Origin of the sequence: Methanobrevibacter curvatus, from assembly GCF_001639295.1 — an archaeon.
Classification (GTDB): Archaea; Methanobacteriota; Methanobacteria; order Methanobacteriales; family Methanobacteriaceae; genus Methanoflexus; species Methanoflexus curvatus.
In genome coordinates, this window is the sequence record NZ_LWMV01000042.1 from 1 (window position 1) to 20494 (window position 20494).

Below are 20494 nucleotides of genomic sequence, written 5' to 3' on the forward strand. Positions count from 1 at the left end.
TAATTTATATTTAAATAATTATTTATTGATTAAATCAATTTTAAAGAGATTAATTTTTTCATGAAAATAATTGTGGGACATCTTCGTTTTAAAAAAAAAAACAAAGAAGTAAATTTATTTTTAGAAAAACTTAATCCATTAATCAAACAGTAATGTAAAAGATGGAAAATACGAAATATTTAAAATGTTAAAATAAAAAAGTTTTTTGCTTAAATGTGGAATTTTTTTGATTTTTAAAAAAGTAGGATTTTTTTAAATCCTGTAACTTTTGTTTTTAATGTAATTTTTATACTTAAAAATGCCATGCAATTTATTATCATCAAATTTCTATATTTTTAAATTTAAGTATATATCCAGTATTATATATAGATAAACAATGATTTAAATTAGAGAAGATATAAATAACAGAGAAACAAACAATAAAATTAAATTAGAAACTAAATCTGTCACACTAGTGGATAATGGAATAACAATATTATCTGGATCATAGCCTCGTCTATAAGATAAAGAAGATAATGAAAATACAAATAACATCATAATTAGAATTAGAGAAATACCTGAAATAAAGCTAATTAAAATTGTTTTTGTCATTCCTAAGCCCATGTGAACATAAAAGGATGAAAATCCTTCAGCCAAAAGCCCAATAAATGGGTAAATTAAAATAGCTAAAACTAGAATAATTGCAAAATTCCTTAAGGTTTCTTTGTTTGGCTTTAAAATAGGTTCTATTAAACCCGAGTGAAGTGAGGAAGATAATCTCGCACTTAAAATACTAACTAAACTACCACTTTCACCAGAGAAAAGTGGAACAAGAGTTAATAAAGTAGGATTTGTTAAAAGAGTTGAAACAGCACTATTAAGTATTCCTCCTGCTGAAACACCTAAAACTGATGAAAAAAGTAAAACAGGGCTTGATTGTTTTAAAATCTTTTTCATAGAGTCGTTAGATTTAAAACCTGTGTAAAAAATATATAAAATTAAAGCTATAAATATTATTCCTATAAAATATTTAATTAAGCTATTGTTAAAAAACGACAAAATTAAAAGGGAGAAAATTATAGACGGAAGTGTAAATACATCTCCTAAAGCAGCTATTAATGGATTTACAATATTATCTGGATCCCAACCATGTTCGAAGCTCTTAAGTGATATAATTAAAGTAATAGGAAGCATTATAAAACTTGAAATTAATCCTGTAAAAATAGAAATTAATAAAAAGTCGATTAAATCCATAGAATGAAAATTAAATAAAATACAAATACTTTTAGCCAAAATAGCTAAAAAAATAGATAGAATAAGAGTTAAAATAATTGAAGAAAATATGTTTTCATTTAAAATCTTTGATTTTTTTAATTCTGGGGATAAAATACCAATGTGGAGATTTGAACCTAATCTTGATCCTAATGCACCAAAAATATTTCCTCTCATTCCAATAGCTCCTGGAATAAGAACTAATAATCCTGGAAATGTTTCTAAAAAGAAAGTCATCTTTCCCAATATGATTCCAGCAATTAAATCCCCTATGGCACATATTAAAAGAGCCACTAAACCTTCTCTGATTACAGAATTGGTATCCTTAAAAAAAGATTTAATGTTTTTAAATAGGTATTCTCCAAAAGAAAAGAAAATTCCAATCTTTTTAGAAATAAATACCATAGAATTTAAGAGCAAAATGGGGATAGCTGAAGCTAATCGTCGAATCATCTTCATTAGTTTCACTAATATCACCTACCACCATGTAAAAAACTCCTAAAAAATTAAATTTTAAATAGAAAAAATAAATATAAAAATTAAGAAAAGTTAAATAAACTAAATAAAATTAAATTAAATAAAACTAAATAAAATTAAATAAAATTAAATTAAATTTAAAAAAATAGATTATTACTATTTATATTTTTTATACTTTAAAAAAGATTGCTTATGTCAAAAGACTAAGTTTAAAAAAGGTTTATGAATGTTAACCTAATATAAATCCAAAAAATTTAAAATAAATTTAAAGTAAATCTAAAATATGATAAAAACATTTAAAAAATAATAAACAAGAATTAATTGCTATCATGAGGGAAATCATCAAGACCTAATTCATCTAAACTAATTTCACCATCAGCTAATTCTTGTAAAATCCCAGAACCTGTAACAGTTCCTTTAGAGATTAAAATATCATCTTCAAATATAATAGTATTTCTGTCTGGACCATAAATCCAAGATTCATCTCTTCTAATTGAAATAACTCTCATTCCAGTACGAGTAGCTAAAAATAATTCACCTAAAGATTTTTGTACAAGCTGAGATTCTTTTTTTACAACCACTCTAACCATAGTTTCTTCAGATTCTTCCATCACCATTTTAAATACTGGATGTGGTTTAAATCCTTTTAAAACTAAATCTGCAATATCTTTAGCAGAATTTGCTATGCTTTCAGCAGCTTCAGCTATTTCTAAAAGCACTGTTAACCTTTCTGCATCTTCAACTGAGCGTGCAGCAAGTAATGATTGTTTTTTGATTTCGTAATTTAAGCTATTAATCTTATTTTCAAGAGTAATAACTTCTTCAGCAGCGTCTTTACTATTGAATAAAACTGCAGAATAAGATAAATCAACCATCAATTCCGACATATCTTTCATTTCAACTAAAATATCTTTAATAGTTGCCAACTAAATCCCCCATAAGCAAAAGCTATAAAATTTAAATTAAATTTATAAAAGCTAGTAGTATTAAGAAAATAAATAATATTAAAAAAGTAAATAAAAATTAAATAAAAAATAATAAAAATAAAATTTTAAAAAATAATAGACAAAGTAATAATAAATAATAATATAATAAATAAAAAGCAAAAATGTCTAAAACAAAAATAATTTAAAAATCATCTCTTAGTATGGTAAATACATTCTCGTCTTATCTTCAATAAATCTTTTTTTTTAGATTTTAAATCATCAATTTCATCTAAAATTTCTTCAATTTTTGGTCTAAGCCATTCAACTGTTTTTTTATCATGAATCCAACTACAATTTTCACAGCTCCAAATATCAGTATTGTTATCTTTTGATTTTATCCATTTTCCACCAGTTGAACCATCTCCACAAGGATAAAATGGGCAGAAACAAAAATCACATTGATGATTTTCTCCATTATGACAGGGATAAAACTCACAAGTTTTGTTTGACAATAGAATATCCTCACCATTTAAAAATTTATTGTAGAATTCTTTAGCCATTGGATGAATTTTAGATTTGACTACATAACCTCTTGGGCTTACCATATAATCCCGATTGTTTGAATCATCAAAGTCATTAGAATCAATAGGGAACTTAAATTTGTAGGTCATTGAATTCCCAACAACCAAAGTTGTAGACATGTTGACATCTCTTTCATTTAAATCTTTTAAAGTAGTTATAGTGATTTTAGAAGGAGTATAAGTACTATCTACAATCCCAATTAAAGTTTCAGCATTAATAGTTTCTAATAAAATTTTTTTAAACAATCTAAAAGGTTTTTTTCTTGATTTACTAATAGGATTATATATAACAAGGACTAAATCAGCTATTGCTGCATGTCTAATCTTTCTTTCAATTTCTGATAATGGTGTTAGAATATCACTTAAACTAATGGCTGCAAAATCATGTAATGGAGCACCTAAAAGAGAAGCAGAGAAAGTAGCAGAGGTAACTCCAGGATAAACTTTAATTTCTAAATCATCATATTTAGATATTATTTGAAATAAAACATTAGCCATTCCAAAAATTCCAGGATCTCCAGAACTAATTAATGCCACATTTTTTCCTTCCAAAGCTTTTGCAACTCCAAGTTCTACTCTTGAAATCTCGTCTCCCATGCCTTTTTTAATTATTTCTTTTCCATCTAATATATCACTAATTGATTCTACATATTTTTTATACCCTACAACAACATCAGCATTTTTAATGGCTTCAAGAGCGGATATTGTAATATTATCGTTTGTAGAACCAATTCCAATAACACTTAACATATTTTCACACAAAAAAAAACTAAACATCAAAAAAAAACTAAACAAAAGAAACTAAACATCAAAAGGAGAATAACCTAATGGTGTAGCATTGTACAATTTAAAAATAGAAACGATTTTTATAGTTTCAGTATCTATTTTTACATTTTTTCCAGATTTTTCAGCCTCAGCAGAGGCTATTATTTTATAATTAGGAATAGTTGATAAAACAATTTGACCTTTTGTAATATTAGCTGGAGCATATCCATAAGAATTGATTTTAACAATAAACTTTTCTCCACTTTCGTATGATGTAGCATTCATATAATCAATGTTTACTCCATCTACATTAGTCAGGTTCGTTATTATTTCAGCAGTATTTACAGGATTAGAAATATTAAATATTTCTGGATCTTTAATAATGATATTATTAATATTTTCTTGTGAAAAAATAGAACTAAGAGATTCTAACTGAAAATCTAGTAGTCCTTTAACATCAGGAGTTTCAGAAGTGATTATAGTGTATGAACTTAACAATCCTGCCTCAAAAAATCCTAAGAATAATATTATTATCAATAAAAACTTCAAAATCTTTGACATTATATCAACCTAAAATAAAATTAAAGATGTATAAAAATATATAAAAAATATATAAAAAGTATATAAAAAGCATATAAAATAATATATAAAAAACAATTAAATTTATTAAATTTAAAAACAAATGTTATATTAAATGTTATATAAATATAAATTAGAATAATATAATATTATATCTTTTTATATAAAAAACTATTGAAGCACTAATCAAGCTATAAAAAAATATATTTTAAAAAAATAGCTAAAAAAATGCTAAAAAATCTTGATAAAATGAATGAACTTTTAATAAAATTAGCAGAAAATGGAATAAACATTGGTCCTGAAAGCTTTAAAAAAATTAAAACCTTAAAAAATCCTTTAGAATTTGTATCCACATTAATTATAAAAATAAAAAGTCAATTTAAATCTAAAGAATTAGTTGTTATAAAAGATGAAATTATAAATAGCTATTTAGAAGAATTTAAAAATAGTGCATCTGAAAACACTGCTGAAACAATAGCAAAAAAAGAAATAAATAAAACTGAAGAAATAAACAAAAATAAAGAAACAGATGAAAATAAAGAAATAAACAAAAATAAAGATGAAAATAAAGAGTTAAACGAAGAAATTAACAAACCTAATAGAAATCAAGATGGTGTAGAAGGAAAATTTAATTTTGAAATATTAATCGACACAAGTAAAAAGTCATATACCAAGGGAGAATTAGTAGATTTCGTAAGTTTATTTAAAAGTAGATTTGAAAAATTGTCTAAAATCTTAAAAAAAAGATCACAATTGAAAGTTGTTAAAAAAATCTCTGAAATACATGCTCAAGACAAACAAAATGATTTTTCAACAATTGGAATGATAAAAGAAATTAAAAAAACAAAAAATGGACATATATTTATGGAATTAGAAGATGAAACAGGAGTATTAAATGTTTTAATCAGCAAAGACGATGCAGAATTAATTAAATTTTCAGAAAAGCTTGTTAAAGACGAAGTTGTCGGTGTATTGGGGAAAATTGGAAAAAATTCAAAAAAAGACCCTAAAAACGGTTCTAAAAAGGAATCAAATAAATCTAATAGTTTAAGTATTGCATCAGAAATTATTCAACCAGGAGTAACAAGAATAGATAAAAAAAAAATGGATTTTTCAGTCTGTTTTTGTTCTGATATTCATATTGGAAGTAATACATTTGTAGAAGAATCTTTTGTAAAATTTATTGATTGGATAAACGGTGATTTTGAAAATGAAGAGTTTAAAGCAATAGGTATGGATATTAAATACTTAATCATTTCTGGAGATATTGTAGATGGTATAGGTATTTATCCTAATCAAGATAAGGAACTAAAGATAAAAGATATTACAAAACAATATGATAAAGCTGCTGAATTATTATCTAAAATAAGAACAGGTGTTAAAATAATTATAGGTCCTGGAAACCACGATGCTTCAAGAGTTGCAGAACCTCAACCAGCTGTTCCAAAAGAATATGCTAAATCATTATATGAATTAAAAAATGTGGAATTTGTAAGCAATCCTGCTTTAATTTCCTTAGAAGGAATAAAAGTTTTAATGTATCACGGAAGAGGAATAGATGATATGGCTTTGGGAGTAAAAGGAATGTCTATGGAAGAAAACGATAAAATCATGAAAGAACTTATGAATAAAAGACATTTAGCTCCATTATATGGAGAAAGAACACCCTTAGCTGCTGAATTAGAAGACCATTTAGTTATCGATGACTTACCTGATATTTTCCATACTGGTCATGTCCATATAAATAGCTATAAAAATTATAATGGAATTCATATGATTAACTCAGGAACTTTTCAAACCCAAACAGAATTTCAAAAGACACATAACATCAACCCTACTGTTGCTGTAGTTCCAATTCTCCATAGAGGAAAATTCATAGAAATAAACTTCTTAAGCTCACAAAAAAAAAATAGAAAATAGCTAAAGTATAGCTAAATAAAATATAATAAAATATAATAAAATTAAAAAAAAGTAAAAAAAGAATATATAAAAATGTATAAAAAAATTATAATAACATTAAAATCCATTTAAGATGTTTGAAATAAATTGAATCTTAGATGTTTCTTCAACAAATTCGGCTAAATCTCCTGCTTCTTCAATTGTTTTTCCAAGAGCAATTACACCATGTTTTTTTAAAATAAGCACATCTTCATTGCCAATAGCCGATGCAACATGAATAGCTAATTCTTCGCTACCTGGTTTTTTATAAGGGATTTCCTTTAAAAATTCATTTTCTATTTTTCCAAAGCCTTCCATTCTTTTTAATTTTTTATCAGAAAAAGAAAAACCAGTTACATAAGGTGAATGAGTGTGAACAATACCATTTATATCATTTCTCTTTTTATAAATATTTAAATGCATAAAAAGCTCAGAAGACGGTTTTTTATTACTAATTCCATCACCAATGAAATTACCTTCAATATCTACCAGTACAATATCTTCATATTTAAGTCTATTTAATGAAATTAAAGTTGGAGTAATAGCTATAATATCTTTTCCATTATATTTTATCCGTCCACTAATATTTCCAGCTTTACCTGAAACTAATTTTCTATCAAAAACATATTGAGATACTTCAAGAACAGAATTAATTAGATTATCCATTTAATCACCAAAAAATAGAAAAAAATAATAGAAAAAAATTGAAAAGAAAATATAAATAAAATATAAATAAAAAAAGAAATGAAAAAAATTAATTACAAAATACTAAAAAAATAAGAAAAATAAGAAAAATTATAAAATAAAATTAAACTCCTTCTAATTTTGCTAAAATCTCGTAAATAAGAGTTCTAGCATGAACAGGGATGTTAGGGTCGTTACTAATTTCATCTAACTTTTGGACAACAGCGCTTGCCCGTACAATTTCATCTTCCTCTTCATTAAATAATATTTTATTTGATTCGTCTGCAGCTCTCCTAATATTACGTGGAATTGTATTATTCCCATTAATATGCTGTAATATCTGAGAAACTTCTTCAAAAGTGTGATTAGTCATATTAAAAACCTCCAAAATAAAAAAATTATTAAAAAAAAATATTTAAAACTATTACAACCATAACAATTATAAAAATAAAAAGATATTTAACAAAAATAGCAATTTATGAAAATCCTAGTATAATTGTAACTTTTTTAAATTATGAACATAAAAAGTATAAATAATGTATAAAATAAAGTTTATATCAATCTTTTATAAAATAAATTTAAAAAAATATTAGAATAAATTTAAATATTAGAATAAATTTAGAAAAATAATAAACTAACATTAAATAATATATAATTAATAGTATTTATATTTTTCCATTTTATTAAATTTTTATCAACTAAAAATTTTTTTAATTAATTTTCATAAAATCAGATAAATAATTTTTTTGTTTTTTGAATATGTCCCATGATTAATTTCATAAAAAAATTAATCTCTTTAAAATTAATTTAATCAATAAATAATTATTTAAATATAAATTAATAATTTATTAAGTATTATTTTACTAAATAAAAATGTAATTAATAGTTATAATAAATTTAATCAATTTAAAACCAATTTTAAATCATCTAAAATTTAAAATTTTGAATTATGGGACATCCTCTTATATTCCAACACCAAATTTTTGGAACAATAATTTGTCGATTGTATACAACTAAACTGCAAAAATTAGTTAAAAAAATTAAGTTTTTGACTATATTGATTGATTCTGATAAATATTCTATGTTTAAAGCTTTTCAAAAAAACCAAAACCCTACACACTTTTTGACATTATCAAAAAATGTAAAACTTATTGGAAATGAGATTTTAACTCTCAAAAATTAGTTTCCATTTATAAAATAAAGAAAAAAATATTAAAAAAATTAACACAACATATGATGTAATAAATGGATTAAATCCCATATGTGTAATTTTAGACAAAAAACCATAAGAAGCATAAAAACTTGCCCCAAATAAAACACTAAGTAAAATCATGTTAAAAAAGTCATAACGGCTTACTAAATATTCTCCCTCGTTATCCTCTAAAAACTCACAGGAAAAATTTAAAAATAATATAAAAGAAAAAACCATAATTACTAAATCAAAAAAAAATATTGCAAAAAAACAATTTAACAATAAAAAAATAAGAAAGAGAACCAGTAATCTTTGAAAAATAGTTCCTTTTTTAAAATACAACATTTTTCCAGTTATTGGAACTGTAAAAAACAGAAAAATAGCTAAAAGAGACCACATAAGAATGTTGAAATTATCTGAATTACTAGTATTAATCTCCATAAATTCATTATTTAAAATACTAAAAGCCAAAAAAAGAGAAACCGAAATTACTAAGATAAATATTTTCACAATATCTCTATCAAAAAAACCCAAAATATTTTTAACATTCATAAAAAAATCACATCAATTAACATCTATTAAAAACTAAATAAAATAAAATCAAGTATCTATATACCTTTTATCAATTCCACTAATAATTAAATAGACTGTTGAAAATATAGCGATTGATTGAGTAGCTAAATAAATCAATAAATAATAATTATCAAACATACCATCAGTCACATAAAAAAATGAAGAAATAAATAATATTATAACTATAAAACTTACTAAAATATTTTTTTTTGAAGTACTTACAATTATATTTTTATTTTCACTACTCACATCAGAAAAATAATTCAAAAAAAATCCTATGTAAAACATGATTAACACTTTTCCAAACCAATTCGAGTCAGACATTAGAATGCAAGCCATAAAGCTAGATATTAAAAAAATTACAATAGAAATCCTTTGTAAAAAGCTTCCATATCCTTTTAACAAAATTTTTATTCCAGGATATAAAATAAAAACACTTAACAATAACAATGTAACAAAAAAACTGATTAAATATATTATTACCCATGAAAATTCATATATATCCCCATATACCATTAAATATATTAAACTATCCCCATATAAAATTGAATATACTATAAATAAAAAAATCAACAGTGGAATAAAAAATTTTTTCATTTTATTGCTTAAAATATTCATGTTTTCCCCTTTATTATATTATTGCTCGATTAATAGATTAAGTTTTTCTAAAAACAAGTTTACTTTTTCGTTAATTTTTTTAAAAGAAATTTCATCAAAATAAATCCTATCCAATAATTCCAAGATTAATTGTAAACCTTTTTGATATGAATCTATTGCATCTTTTTTATTGTTTAACATTTCTAAAGCTTCTCCTTTAGAATAATAATATCGAAAGTCCTCATTAATACTTATTGCTTTATCATAATATTTGTTCGCATTAATATATTCACTATTATTTTTTAATAAATTTGCATAATAAAAATAAAATTCAGGGTTATCTGCATCAATTTTAATCATAGTATCAAGAGACTTTTTTGCCTCATCAATATTATTCAAGTTTAAGTTTGATATATATAATCCATAAAATGCTGAAATATTAAATTTGTCTAAAAGAACTAATTGTTTATAGTATTTAATTGCATCATTATACTTTTCAAGTAAAAAAAATCCATGTGCCTTTAATTGTATAGCTATTTTTTGATTATAATGATTTTGTGATAAAAAATATTCTGATAATTCAAAAACTTTTTCTATTTTATTTGATCTTTCATAAATTTCAACTTTTAACCAAAGTAAATCCATGTTTTCACTAAAAAGTTTATTGCCTTCCTCTAAAAAATTTAAAGCTTCATCATATTTTTTATCTGAAATTAAGCAAATAACACCATTTACCCATAAATCCAAATCATTAGGATTAATTTTTATGGCTTTATCATACAATTTAAATGCACTTTCAAACTTATTTAGGAGAACAAGAGATTTTGCATTGTATACAACTGCTTGAAGAAATTTTGAATTTAAATTTAAACAATTGTTAAAAAATTATCCACAGCTATTAAATAATTTTTATTTTCATATATAAACAAGTTGCTATAAAAGCCAAATAGAAAAATATATCCAAATAAAAAAACAAATTTTATAACTTACAGTCAGAAACTTAATTTTTTGAGCTAATTTTTGCAGTTTAGTTGTATACAATCGACAAATTGTTGTTCCAAAAATTTGGTGTTGGAATATAAGAGGATGTCCCATAATTTTAAATTTTAGATAATTTAAAATTGGTTTTAAATTGATTAAATTTAGTATAACTATTAATTAGAATTTTATTTAGTAAAATAATACTTAATAAACTGTTAATTTATATTTAAATAATTATTTATTGATTAAATTAATTTTAAAGATATTAATTTTTTTATGAAATTAATTATGGGACACCTTCTCTCTTTAAAAAAATAACATAAATATAACAAGAACACGATAAAAAAATTAATCACTTAGAAATGGCAACAGCTATTGTAACTCCATTAAAAGATGCTTTTCTATAAATTAATTTTGAATTCTCACCTGCAGAAATTAAAGAAACTGGTTCGCATATTCCATAAACATTAAAATTTTCTTTAACAAATTCTGATTTAGATAAATCTTTAAAATCAAAATTTTGAATTTTTTCAATAGAAATAATATTTAATGGAACATTTAAGATTTCTGAAGACTCTATTATTCCTTTTTCATCTTTTTTAATGTCTGCAGTAGCCAATAAATCTATTCTACTTAAATCTATGTTTAAATCATTAGAAACAGCTTGAATGGCTGAAATAACCTTAGAATTTTCTATGTTTTTTTTTGAACCAATTCCAAACACTATTTTTTTTAGATTAAAATTGATATATTCATCATGGTCGTGATCCTTTAAAATGGCTATTATTTTTTTATCTCCTTTAAAGTTTATAGCTTCTTTAAATTCACATTCTGAGATTTTTTTATCAAATTTGTCAGAGGGGTGTGTTTCAAGTGTAAAATTATTTTTATATTTTTCATTAGATGGTTTATTTTCATTTAATTTATTAAAATATTTATGAATATAAGAAATATCAAAGTTAGAAATTATTTTAATTTCTTTATCTTCTAAAATGGCTTTATTAAATCTTAAAATATTTTTTGGATTTAGAATTTCAAAATAAAAAATATTAGCAAATACATCTATTCCTAAATGATTTGTAATATCTGTTGCAGTTGAAATAACAGCTGTTCCATTAATTAAATCAGCTATTTGAATTGTAAACTCATTAGCCCTTCCAATATGACCAGACAATAAACTTGTAACAAACTTGCCTTTTTCATCAATAGCTATTACACCTGGGTCTATTGTTTTATTTTCAATATATTGTGCAATGCTTCTGATTAAAATTCCTGTAGCCATGACTCCAACAATAATATCATAAGATGAAAAAACCTTAGCCATAATATTTTTAATATCTTTAAAATATAAATCAACTTTAAGAATCTTAAAATCAGAACTTAATAATGTTTTTAAGTTTTTAGACAGTTCATGTCCCCTTTCACTTACAGACAAAATAGCTATTTTCACATTATCACCAAATAAAAGCATAAAAAAATAAAATAAAAGCATAAAAAAATATAAAAAATTATATAAAAAATTATATAAAAAATATAAAAACCTAAAATCTATCCCATTACAGGAAAATTAATTAAAAATAAAACAATATTAAAAACAGCCCTAATGTTAAAAATAAAAATATTGCAAAAGCTAAAAAGCAAGACAATTTATTAAGTTTAATGGCTTTGTAAAAATCTTTTTTTCCAATTTCGTGGGATTTATCTCCCACTGTGTATACTCCTTCTTTTTCTAATTGAACATTCAATGCACCAGCAGTTGCAGCCATTGTAAAACCTGAGTTGGGACTAGGAGTGTTTCTACTATCTCTAATTAAAATTTTATAAGCGTTTTTCCAATCAAATCCTAAAAAATAAGCTGAAATTATAGTAAAAAATCCTGCTATTCTTGAAGGAATATAATTTAAAACATCGTCTAACTTTGCAGGAAAATAGCCAATAAATGAGTATTTATCATTTTTATATCCAACCATTCCATCTAATGTATTAATAACCCTATAAAAAATACAAAGTAATATTAAAAAAGAAATATAATTAAAAATATCAAAATAAATAATATGATAGTCAAAGATTATATTAGAAAAAAATACATTAGAAAAAATTATATTATTCAAATTCAAGAGTTTTAAAATTATAAAAATACCGTTAAACAAAAATAAATAGAAAAAAACTGAAATAACAGAATCTGTGATATTTTCACTTGTTGTTTCTATTAAAGCAGATAAAATCTTTTTTTCATTTAGTTCTTTAGTATCTCTACTTACCAACATTGATAAAGACTTTCGAGCCAGTTTAATATTATGGTTTAAATCCAAAAAGACATTTTCAGAAGATTTAAATAAAAATTTTATAGAAAAACTTGAAGACAAAATAATAACAGACAAAATAATAAATAAAATAAAATTAATTGAAAATCCAATAAATAGAATAATATAAAATATACATAAAACAGCAAAAACAACACAAATTGTTAAAATAAATCCAGAGAGCTTATTCCTAAATTTAATTAAAGATTTTTGAAAAATAGAAATTAATTTACCTATTAACACTACTGGATGTAGTTTAGAAGGAAGTTCTCCAAAAATCAAGTCAATAACTATTGCCAAGATCAAAATTAGCAATGGTAAAAACACTTGTAAAAATATTGAATTGTTGAATATCATTTACTTTCTCATTTATTTTTCGCTCTTTATAAGTGTCAAAATCATTTTAAATCTTTCTATAGCCAAAAGCCCATGGGGAATATTTGCAGGCATGATAATAAGTTCTCCTTCTTTTAAGTAATGTTTAAGATTGTCAATTGTTATTTCTGCTTTTCCATCAATTATTTGAACAATAGCATCAAAAGGAGCACTATGAGTAGAAAGACTTTCACCTTTTTCAAAAGCGAAAATGGTTATGTTTCCAGCATTTTTTTTAACCAATTCACGACTAACAATAGACCCTTCTTGATATTCAACAAAATCCCCAATATTTATTATTTTAGACTTCAAATTTTCCATGAAAAACACCTGAATTAATATAAGATTTACACTTGAAACTTACCTCTAAATTGTGAGTTATTTAATAGTTATTTAATTATTTTTTTATAATTTTTTATGATATAAAACTATTATATAATGATAGATTTATTTATATTGATTAAAATATTTTTTTATAAAATTTAAAAAATTTAATAATAAATAAAAAAAATCAGATTTAGAATAATTGTTGCACAGCCTTTAAAGAAATATAAAATTAAAAAATTATAAATATAAAAAAATAAATAATTATAAATGCTAATTTTTTTATGAAAATTTAAAAAAATGATAAATTCATAGAAAAGATTATATACTAAAAAGTCTATATAATTAATAGATTAGAAAACTTTTTTTAGAAATAATTTAACTGCTTATTAATTTAACTACTTATTATATAATAAAACTTTATAGATCTTTTTTTAAAAAGCTTATTTTATTGATTGTTAAATGATAAAAGCTAAATTAAAAAAAAAGCTAATCATAATCTTATTTTACTAATATCTATCCTTTTTTATTGATGTTATTAATTTAAAGCTTAACTTTATTTATTTAAATTCAAAAGCAAAGTATAAGAAATTTAATAATAAAAATAATGCATATAAATTAAAAAGAAAATTTATTTATTAAAACTTTTATAATTCTTAAAATTTTTATCTGTTTCTTATGCTTATTTTAAAATAATTTTGAATTTAATTTATTACAATTTCACAAAAATGAGGTGTTTTTATATGAAAGATAAAACATTAGAAGGAACAACAACAGTTGGAATAACATGTGCTGATGGTGTTGTTTTTGCAAGTGAGAGAAGGGCAAGCATGGGAAATTTAGTTGCTCATAAAGTCGCTGAAAAAATATTCAAAATTGATGATCATTTAGCAGCCACTATAGCTGGTTCTGTTGCTGATGCACAGAGTTTAATGAAAGTAATCTCTGCAGAAGTTTCACTTTATCAAATGAGGCAGGGAGAAACCATTAGTGTTGAAGCAGCATCTTCTGTATCTGCAAATATATTACATTCCTCTCCATTATATGTTCAAACCCTTCTTGGTGGTGTTGATGAAAATGGAGCAGCTATTTACTCTTTAGACCCTGCTGGCGGTATGATTAAGGACACATTTATCTCAACTGGTTCTGGATCTACTTTTGCATATGGTGTTTTAGAAGACAGATTCAAAGAAAACTTATCTGTTGATGAAGGTATTGATTTAGCTGTTAGAGCTATTAAATCCGCTACAGAAAGAGACACTTTCTCTGGAAATGGTATTTTAGTTGCAACTGTCACAAAAAATGGCTTTAAAATGCTTTCTAAAGAAGAAGTCGAAAAAAAATTAAAAGAAATTAGTTAAACCATTAAAATAAGATATTGAATTGAATTATTAATTTGATTGAATTATTAATTTGAGATATTAAATTTGAATTAAATTGTTTAATTAACTAATTTTTTTATTCATTCTTTTTAATAGTTTTTTATTTTAATTATTTTTTTTATTTTATTAATTTTATTTTTATTTATTTTTTAAAGTGATTAGACAATTAATACATCTAATCATTTATTATTTATCCTAACCTAATTATTTTAAATCTTTTTTATCCTAAAAATTTATGTAAAAAATGTATTTGTATTATTTTTTATAAATTAATTTTTAAAAATTTTACTATTCTTCCATTGATTTATTTTAAAGAATCACAAGTGAATTTTAAAAATATTCTTAATATTAACACTATTAATTAAAAGAAAATTAATTAAAAGAAAAATCTATTTCTAAAAAATACTTAAATTTAAGGGTATTTTTAGAGTTTATTTAAAATTTAAGCTATAATAAATAAATAAATCATGCTATAACCAGTACAATGAATCAATCATTATAAAATATTATCAAGATTTCATGATGCTTTATTATGACATTATTCATAAAAAAAAAAAAAAAAAATTTATTTATTTACTTACTTATTTACTTATTATTTGAATATGTAGTTAAACAGTGCAAACTGCTAAAAAAGTGATTAAATGTCAAACATATTAGAAGATATTAAAAAAACTATAATCCGTCGACTACCTGAAGAGGTACAAGTTGCTCAAGTAGAATTCGAAGGTCCAGAAGTGGTAATTTACACTAAAAATCCCGAAATTATTACAGAAAAAGGAGATTTAGTTAGAAACATTGCTAAAGACATGCGAAAAAGGATTATTATTAGAAGTGACAAGTCTGTACTCCTTGATCCTGAAAAAACTATAGAAAAAGTCCGTGAAATTGTTCCAGAAGCTGCTGAAATAACAGATATTAGTTTTGATGAAGTTACTTGTGAAGTTATTATTGTATCAAAAAAACCTGGTCTTGTTATTGGAAAATTCGGGGTGACTTCAAGAGCTATTACAAAAAACACTGGATGGGCCCCTAAAATATTAAGAACTCCTCCTATTTCATCTGAAATTATTGAAAGGATTAGAAATGTAAATAGGAACAATAGTAAAGAAAGAAAAAAAATATTACAAACTCTTGGAGCAAGAATTCATCAAGGAACAAAACACGATAGTGATTGGGCAAGATTAACTTCTATGGGCGGATTTAAAGAGGTTGGAAGGTCTTGTATGTTACTTCAAACTCCTAACAGCCGAGTTATGTTAGATTGTGGAGTAAATGTTGCTGGTAGCGATGATAAAAGCTCTTTTCCATATTTAAATGTTCCAGAATTTAATTTAGAAGATTTAGATGGAATAATTATTTCCCATGCACATTTAGATCATTGTGGCTTTGTTCCCTTTTTATACCACTATGGATATGAAGGACCTATCTACTGTACTACTCCTACAAGAGATTTAATGACTTTATTACAGTTAGATCATATTGATATTGCCCACAGAGAAGGTAATCCTCTTCCATTCACCTCAAAACATGTACAAAAAAGTTTAAAACATACAATTACTTTAGATTATGAAGAAGTAACAGATATATCACCAGACATTAAATTAACATTTCATGATGCAGGTCATATAATTGGTTCTGCTATGAGCCATATGCACATAGGCGATGGAGACCACAACATAGTCTACACAGGAGACTTTAAATTTGAAAAAAGTAGGTTATTAGGAGCAGCTACACATAAATTTCCTCGTGTTGAAACCTTAGTCATGGAAAGTACATATGGTGGAAAAGATGATGTTCAACCATCTAGAAATTCTGCTGAGAAAGAACTAATGAAAACTATTTATAGAACTTTAAAAAGAGGAGGAAAAGTGTTAATTCCTGTTTTTGCTGTTGGAAGAGCACAAGAGTTAATGATAGTTTTAGAAGAATATATGACTCATGGAATGATTGAAGAGGTTCCAATATACATTGATGGGATGATTTGGGAAGCAACAGCTATTCACACAGCAAGACCAGAGTATTTAAGTAAAGATTTAAGAGACCAAATATTCCATGCTGGAAGAAATCCATTTATGTCTGAGCCATTTATTAAAGTCCGAAAACCAGATCAAAGAGATGATATCATAGATGGAAAACCTGCCATTATTCTTTCCACATCTGGTATGTTGACTGGAGGTAATTCAGTTGAGTACTTTAAAAAATTATGTGATGATGAAAAAAATACTCTAATTTTCGTTGGTTATCAATCCGAAGGGTCATTAGGTAGGAGAATCCAAAAAGGATGGAAAAAAATACCTCTTAAAGAAGATGGAAAAACCAATGTTTACTATGTTAAAATGGAAGTTAAAACCCTTTCAGGATTTAGTGGACATTCAAACAGAAGACAATTAATGGAATATGTTAAACGTCTAACTGTTAAGCCAGAAAAAATAATTACTTGTCATGGAGACCAATATAAAACAGTAGATCTTGCAACAAGTATCCATAGAAGCTATAAAATTGAAACAAGAACCCCCCTTAACTTAGAAGCTACAAGAATTTTATAAAATAAATTTATAAAATTAAATAGCATAAAAAAAATAAGTAAAAAAGCATTATAATAATAGTTTTCTACAAAAACTTATAAATAAATCTTAAAATAAATTATTTATATAATATATTATTAAAATAGCTATTTTAAAATTATCTAAATATAATATTTTTAAAATATTTATTTTAAATTAATTATTTTTTAATTTTTTATTAATTAAATTTTTTATTTAATTAGTTATATATTAAAGAATAAAAAATATTAAAGTAATAAAAGATATTAAAGAATAAAAGATATTAAAGAAAATAAGACCTTAATATATAAAAGGTGGACAAATGGTATTATACTCAGATTCTGGTGTAGATATTTCTCTTGAAGAGAAAACTGTATCTAATTTAGCATCCATATTAAAATCAACATTAAAAAATCAGGAAATTATCACTGAAAGTGGTCATTTTGCAGCATTAGTAAAATTAGGCAATAAGGGAATAGCTATGAGTACAGATGGTGTTGGAAGTAAAATATTAATAGCTGAAATGATGAAAAAATATGATACAGTTGGAATAGACTGTATTGCTATGGTTGTTAATGATATACTCTGTGTTGGTGCAGAACCTATTGCCTTAGTAGATTATTTAGCTGTTGAAAAACCAGATCCAGAACTTGCAGGTGAAATAGCTAAAGGTTTAGTAAAAGGTGCTGAATTATCAAACATAGCAATTATAGGTGGAGAAACAGCTTCACTTCCAGATATTGTAAAAGACTTTGATTTAGCTGGAACAGGTATAGGGTTTGTTGATTTGGATAAAGTCATTACTGGAGAGACAATAGAAAATGGAGATATTCTAATTGGCCTTAAAAGCAGTGGAATCCATAGTAATGGTCTATCTTTAGGAAGAAAAGCCATTTTTGAAGAGGGAAAACTAAGCATAGATGATAAATTAGAAAACACAAATACAACCGTGGGAGAAGAACTTTTAAAACCAACTGAAATATATGTTAAAGCCATTAACAATCTTTTAAAAGAAAATTTCAAAATTAAAGGACTTGCTCATATTACTGGAGGAGGTTTTAACAACCTAAAAAGACTAAATAAAAATGTTGGTTTTAAAATAAACAAGCTTCCTCAACCTCAAGAAATTTTTAAGCTAATTTATAAGAACAATGTCCCAATTAAAGAAATGTACACAGTTTTCAATATGGGAATAGGATTTGTAATAATAGCTAAAAAAGAAGAAAGCAATGACATTGTTAATTTCTTAAATAAATATCATGAAGCTTATGAAATTGGTCAAGTCACATCTCAAAATGGAAAAATAGAAATTAAAACGTTTATAGATGAAATTATTGAATATTAAATTTTTAAAAAAAATATTGAAAAAAATATTAAAAAATAAATAATATTTAAAAAATAATAAAAAATAAAAAGAATAATAAAAAAATAATAAAAAAATAATAAAAAAATAATAAAAAACAATTATCAATGTATATTAATAAATCTATCTAATTTTTATGGTGATTAAATGAAGATTAAAGCAGAAGATGAAAAAAAACTGGTTTTTGATATCTTAACAAAGTGGGGATTAAATAAAGAAAATGCAACCATTGTAGCTGATGCAACATTAGATGCTGATTTAAAAGGATTTACATCTCATGGTCTTGGTAGATTTCCACAATACATTCGAGGAATAGAACATCAGACTATTAATATAAATGCAGATATTAAAATTGAAAAAGAAACTGAAGCAATAGCTTTAATCAATGGAAATTTAACATTTGGTCAAGTTTCGGCATATAAAGCCATGAAAATAGCAATTAAAAAAGCCAAAAAATTAGGAATAGCTGCAGTTGGAACCCATAATTCAAATCACTTTGGTGTTACAGGGTTTTATTCTGATTTAGCTTTAAAAGAAAGCCTTATTGGAATAACAATAGCCAACACAGAACCAGCAATTGCACCTTTAGGTGGAAAAACTCCTGTTTTAGGAACTAATCCAATAGCTATTTCTATTCCATCTGAAAAAACTTATATTGCTACAGATATGGCTACGGCATCATCAGCACGTGGAAAACTGTTAGAAGCACAACGTAAAGGTCATGAAATTTCTGAAGGTATTGGATTGGATAAAAATGGAATACCTACTACTGATCCAACTGAAGCTTTAAAAGGTTCTATTTTACCTTTTGGAGGACATAAAGGATATGCATTAGCATTTATGATTGAAATTCTAACTGGTCCATTAGTTGGAGCAGGTTATGGAACTGGTGTTTGTGGAACAGCCGACACAAGTGTTAAATGTACAAAAGGAGATTTATTCATAGCTATTGATCCAGACAAATTTGTTGGAAAAGATATTTTTGAAAAAGAAACAGAAAAATTCGTAGAAGAAATTAGAGAAACAACACCAAACACCGTTGTTCCAGGAGATATTGAATCTAAAAAAGTAAGTGCTCATAAAGATACTGGTCTTCAAATAGACTCAAAACTCCATAAAACTTTAACAGAAATATGTGAAAAATTAGATTTAAACTTTAATGACTATTTATGTGAAAAATAAAAATTTAAAAAAAATAGCACAAACATTATTTGAGGACGGGTTTATCAATCTCAGTTTTTCAAATATTAATAAAGAAGACTGTAAAATTATAGTGATTCGCAAAAAATTTTAATTTTATTTAAATAGTAATTTTTGAATTATTATATTATATTTTTTAATCAAAAATCTTATTTTTATATAAATAACTTTAAATTTTAGCATAAAAATATTACTGTAAAATTACTAAAATTCCAAGTAGAAATAAATGCGAACCACTATAGTAATAATTTAATTAAAACTGAATTAGGTGAAATCCTTTCCAATTGGGGTGTAAAAACAATTAAATTAAGCTTAGCAATTGTTTCTAGTTCTATTTTAGGCTGATTTTGATCATCATAAGGTCTATTAAAACAACAAACATCTAAATATAATTTCATCTAAGAGCCTTCTTTATATAGAATTTAATCCTAGCTTTTTAAATTAAATATTTGTTTTAGCT

General features: G+C 24.2%; 17 protein-coding genes and 1 pseudogene. 5 read left to right on the forward strand and 13 right to left on the reverse strand.

Annotated features, from left to right (window positions below; all coding sequences use genetic code 11):
* Nucleotides 1–381: 381 nt before the first annotated feature.
* From MBCUR_RS01320 to MBCUR_RS01335, 4 genes are all read right to left on the reverse strand, one after another.
* Nucleotides 382–1656, reverse strand: coding sequence for a magnesium transporter (locus tag MBCUR_RS01320; RefSeq protein WP_394329072.1), 1275 nt, complete (start codon nt 1654–1656; stop codon nt 382–384).
* A 389-nt stretch (nt 1657–2045) separates the two neighbouring features.
* Nucleotides 2046–2624: a TrkA C-terminal domain-containing protein gene (locus MBCUR_RS01325; protein WP_067089319.1), complete on the reverse strand. Its 579-nt coding sequence runs from the start codon at nt 2622–2624 to the stop codon at nt 2046–2048.
* A gap of 239 nt (nt 2625–2863) precedes the next feature.
* Nucleotides 2864–3985 carry a precorrin-3B C(17)-methyltransferase gene (gene cobJ, locus MBCUR_RS01330; protein WP_067089256.1) on the reverse strand — a complete coding sequence of 374 codons (1122 nt, stop codon included), beginning with the start codon at nt 3983–3985 and terminating at the stop codon, nt 2864–2866.
* A 51-nt stretch (nt 3986–4036) separates the two neighbouring features.
* Entirely contained in the window at nt 4037–4561 is a 525-nt protein-coding gene (locus tag MBCUR_RS01335) for a hypothetical protein (RefSeq protein ID WP_067089258.1), read from the reverse strand.
* A 267-nt stretch (nt 4562–4828) separates the two neighbouring features.
* Here MBCUR_RS01335 and MBCUR_RS01340 point away from each other — a divergent pair, with 267 nt between their 5' ends.
* Complete coding sequence (locus tag MBCUR_RS01340) at nt 4829–6499, forward strand: DNA-directed DNA polymerase II small subunit (protein WP_067089322.1); 1671 nt, start codon at nt 4829–4831, stop codon at nt 6497–6499.
* 96 nt (nt 6500–6595) lie between these two features.
* Here MBCUR_RS01340 and MBCUR_RS01345 read toward each other — a convergent pair whose 3' ends face one another.
* From MBCUR_RS01345 to MBCUR_RS01385, 8 genes and pseudogenes are all read right to left on the reverse strand, one after another.
* Nucleotides 6596–7183: a class II aldolase/adducin family protein gene (locus MBCUR_RS01345; RefSeq protein WP_067089261.1), complete on the reverse strand. Its 588-nt coding sequence runs from the start codon at nt 7181–7183 to the stop codon at nt 6596–6598.
* A 142-nt stretch (nt 7184–7325) separates the two neighbouring features.
* Nucleotides 7326–7574, reverse strand: a complete 249-nt coding sequence (locus tag MBCUR_RS01350) for a UPF0147 family protein (RefSeq protein ID WP_067089263.1) — start codon at nt 7572–7574, stop codon at nt 7326–7328.
* A 792-nt stretch (nt 7575–8366) separates the two neighbouring features.
* Nucleotides 8367–8738 carry a hypothetical protein gene (locus MBCUR_RS10540; protein WP_169805774.1) on the reverse strand — a complete coding sequence of 124 codons (372 nt, stop codon included), beginning with the start codon at nt 8736–8738 and terminating at the stop codon, nt 8367–8369.
* Between the two features lie 255 nt (nt 8739–8993).
* Nucleotides 8994–9584 carry a hypothetical protein gene (locus tag MBCUR_RS01365; RefSeq protein ID WP_067089272.1) on the reverse strand — a complete coding sequence of 197 codons (591 nt, stop codon included), beginning with the start codon at nt 9582–9584 and terminating at the stop codon, nt 8994–8996.
* Between the two features lie 18 nt (nt 9585–9602).
* A pseudogene (locus MBCUR_RS01370) lies at nt 9603–10358 on the reverse strand (tetratricopeptide repeat protein); the annotation flags it as partial.
* 538 nt (nt 10359–10896) lie between these two features.
* Nucleotides 10897–11994, reverse strand: a complete 1098-nt coding sequence (locus MBCUR_RS01375; protein WP_067089278.1) for a cobalt-precorrin 5A hydrolase — start codon at nt 11992–11994, stop codon at nt 10897–10899.
* A 121-nt stretch (nt 11995–12115) separates the two neighbouring features.
* Complete coding sequence (locus tag MBCUR_RS01380; protein WP_067089280.1) at nt 12116–13204, reverse strand: cobalamin biosynthesis protein; 1089 nt, start codon at nt 13202–13204, stop codon at nt 12116–12118.
* A gap of 12 nt (nt 13205–13216) precedes the next feature.
* Nucleotides 13217–13543: a cupin domain-containing protein gene (locus MBCUR_RS01385; protein ID WP_067089283.1), complete on the reverse strand. Its 327-nt coding sequence runs from the start codon at nt 13541–13543 to the stop codon at nt 13217–13219.
* A 746-nt stretch (nt 13544–14289) separates the two neighbouring features.
* Between MBCUR_RS01385 and psmB the strand changes: the two genes are divergently transcribed.
* The 4 genes from psmB (at nt 14290) to comC (ending at nt 20016) form a co-directional block, all read left to right on the forward strand.
* Entirely contained in the window at nt 14290–14907 is a 618-nt protein-coding gene (gene psmB, locus MBCUR_RS01390; protein ID WP_067089287.1) for an archaeal proteasome endopeptidase complex subunit beta, read from the forward strand.
* A 662-nt stretch (nt 14908–15569) separates the two neighbouring features.
* Nucleotides 15570–17474, forward strand: coding sequence for a beta-CASP ribonuclease aCPSF1 (locus MBCUR_RS01395; RefSeq protein ID WP_067089290.1), 1905 nt, complete (start codon nt 15570–15572; stop codon nt 17472–17474).
* 319 nt (nt 17475–17793) lie between these two features.
* Complete coding sequence (gene purM, locus MBCUR_RS01400) at nt 17794–18816, forward strand: phosphoribosylformylglycinamidine cyclo-ligase (RefSeq protein WP_067089292.1); 1023 nt, start codon at nt 17794–17796, stop codon at nt 18814–18816.
* Nucleotides 18817–18981: 165 nt separating this feature from the next.
* Complete coding sequence (gene comC, locus MBCUR_RS01405; RefSeq protein ID WP_067089295.1) at nt 18982–20016, forward strand: L-sulfolactate dehydrogenase; 1035 nt, start codon at nt 18982–18984, stop codon at nt 20014–20016.
* Between the two features lie 254 nt (nt 20017–20270).
* On the opposite strand, the gene MBCUR_RS10655 is transcribed toward comC, so the two are convergent.
* Entirely contained in the window at nt 20271–20432 is a 162-nt protein-coding gene (locus MBCUR_RS10655) for a hypothetical protein (RefSeq protein WP_211265115.1), read from the reverse strand.
* Between the last annotated feature and the right edge of the window lie 62 nt (nt 20433–20494).

What these genes read in the sequence shown, in the direction of transcription:
- MBCUR_RS01320 (WP_394329072.1), bottom strand. Translation starts at nt 1,656, where the DNA reads ATGGTATTTATTTCTAAAAAGATTGGAATTTTCTTTTCTTTTGGAGAA.
- MBCUR_RS01325 (WP_067089319.1), bottom strand. Translation starts at nt 2,624, where the DNA reads ATGAAAGATATGTCGGAATTGATGGTTGATTTATCTTATTCTGCAGTT.
- cobJ (WP_067089256.1), bottom strand. Translation starts at nt 3,985, where the DNA reads ATGTTAAGTGTTATTGGAATTGGTTCTACAAACGATAATATTACAATA.
- MBCUR_RS01335 (WP_067089258.1), bottom strand. Translation starts at nt 4,561, where the DNA reads ATGTCAAAGATTTTGAAGTTTTTATTGATAATAATATTATTCTTAGGA.
- MBCUR_RS01340 (WP_067089322.1), top strand. Translation starts at nt 4,829, where the DNA reads ATGAATGAACTTTTAATAAAATTAGCAGAAAATGGAATAAACATTGGT.
- MBCUR_RS01345 (WP_067089261.1), bottom strand. Translation starts at nt 7,183, where the DNA reads ATGGATAATCTAATTAATTCTGTTCTTGAAGTATCTCAATATGTTTTT.
- MBCUR_RS01350 (WP_067089263.1), bottom strand. Translation starts at nt 7,574, where the DNA reads ATGACTAATCACACTTTTGAAGAAGTTTCTCAGATATTACAGCATATT.
- MBCUR_RS10540 (WP_169805774.1), bottom strand. Translation starts at nt 8,738, where the DNA reads ATGTTGTATTTTAAAAAAGGAACTATTTTTCAAAGATTACTGGTTCTC.
- MBCUR_RS01365 (WP_067089272.1), bottom strand. Translation starts at nt 9,584, where the DNA reads ATGAATATTTTAAGCAATAAAATGAAAAAATTTTTTATTCCACTGTTG.
- MBCUR_RS01380 (WP_067089280.1), bottom strand. Translation starts at nt 13,204, where the DNA reads ATGATATTCAACAATTCAATATTTTTACAAGTGTTTTTACCATTGCTA.
- MBCUR_RS01385 (WP_067089283.1), bottom strand. Translation starts at nt 13,543, where the DNA reads ATGGAAAATTTGAAGTCTAAAATAATAAATATTGGGGATTTTGTTGAA.
- psmB (WP_067089287.1), top strand. Translation starts at nt 14,290, where the DNA reads ATGAAAGATAAAACATTAGAAGGAACAACAACAGTTGGAATAACATGT.
- MBCUR_RS01395 (WP_067089290.1), top strand. Translation starts at nt 15,570, where the DNA reads ATGTCAAACATATTAGAAGATATTAAAAAAACTATAATCCGTCGACTA.
- purM (WP_067089292.1), top strand. Translation starts at nt 17,794, where the DNA reads ATGGTATTATACTCAGATTCTGGTGTAGATATTTCTCTTGAAGAGAAA.
- comC (WP_067089295.1), top strand. Translation starts at nt 18,982, where the DNA reads ATGAAGATTAAAGCAGAAGATGAAAAAAAACTGGTTTTTGATATCTTA.
- MBCUR_RS10655 (WP_211265115.1), bottom strand. Translation starts at nt 20,432, where the DNA reads ATGAAATTATATTTAGATGTTTGTTGTTTTAATAGACCTTATGATGAT.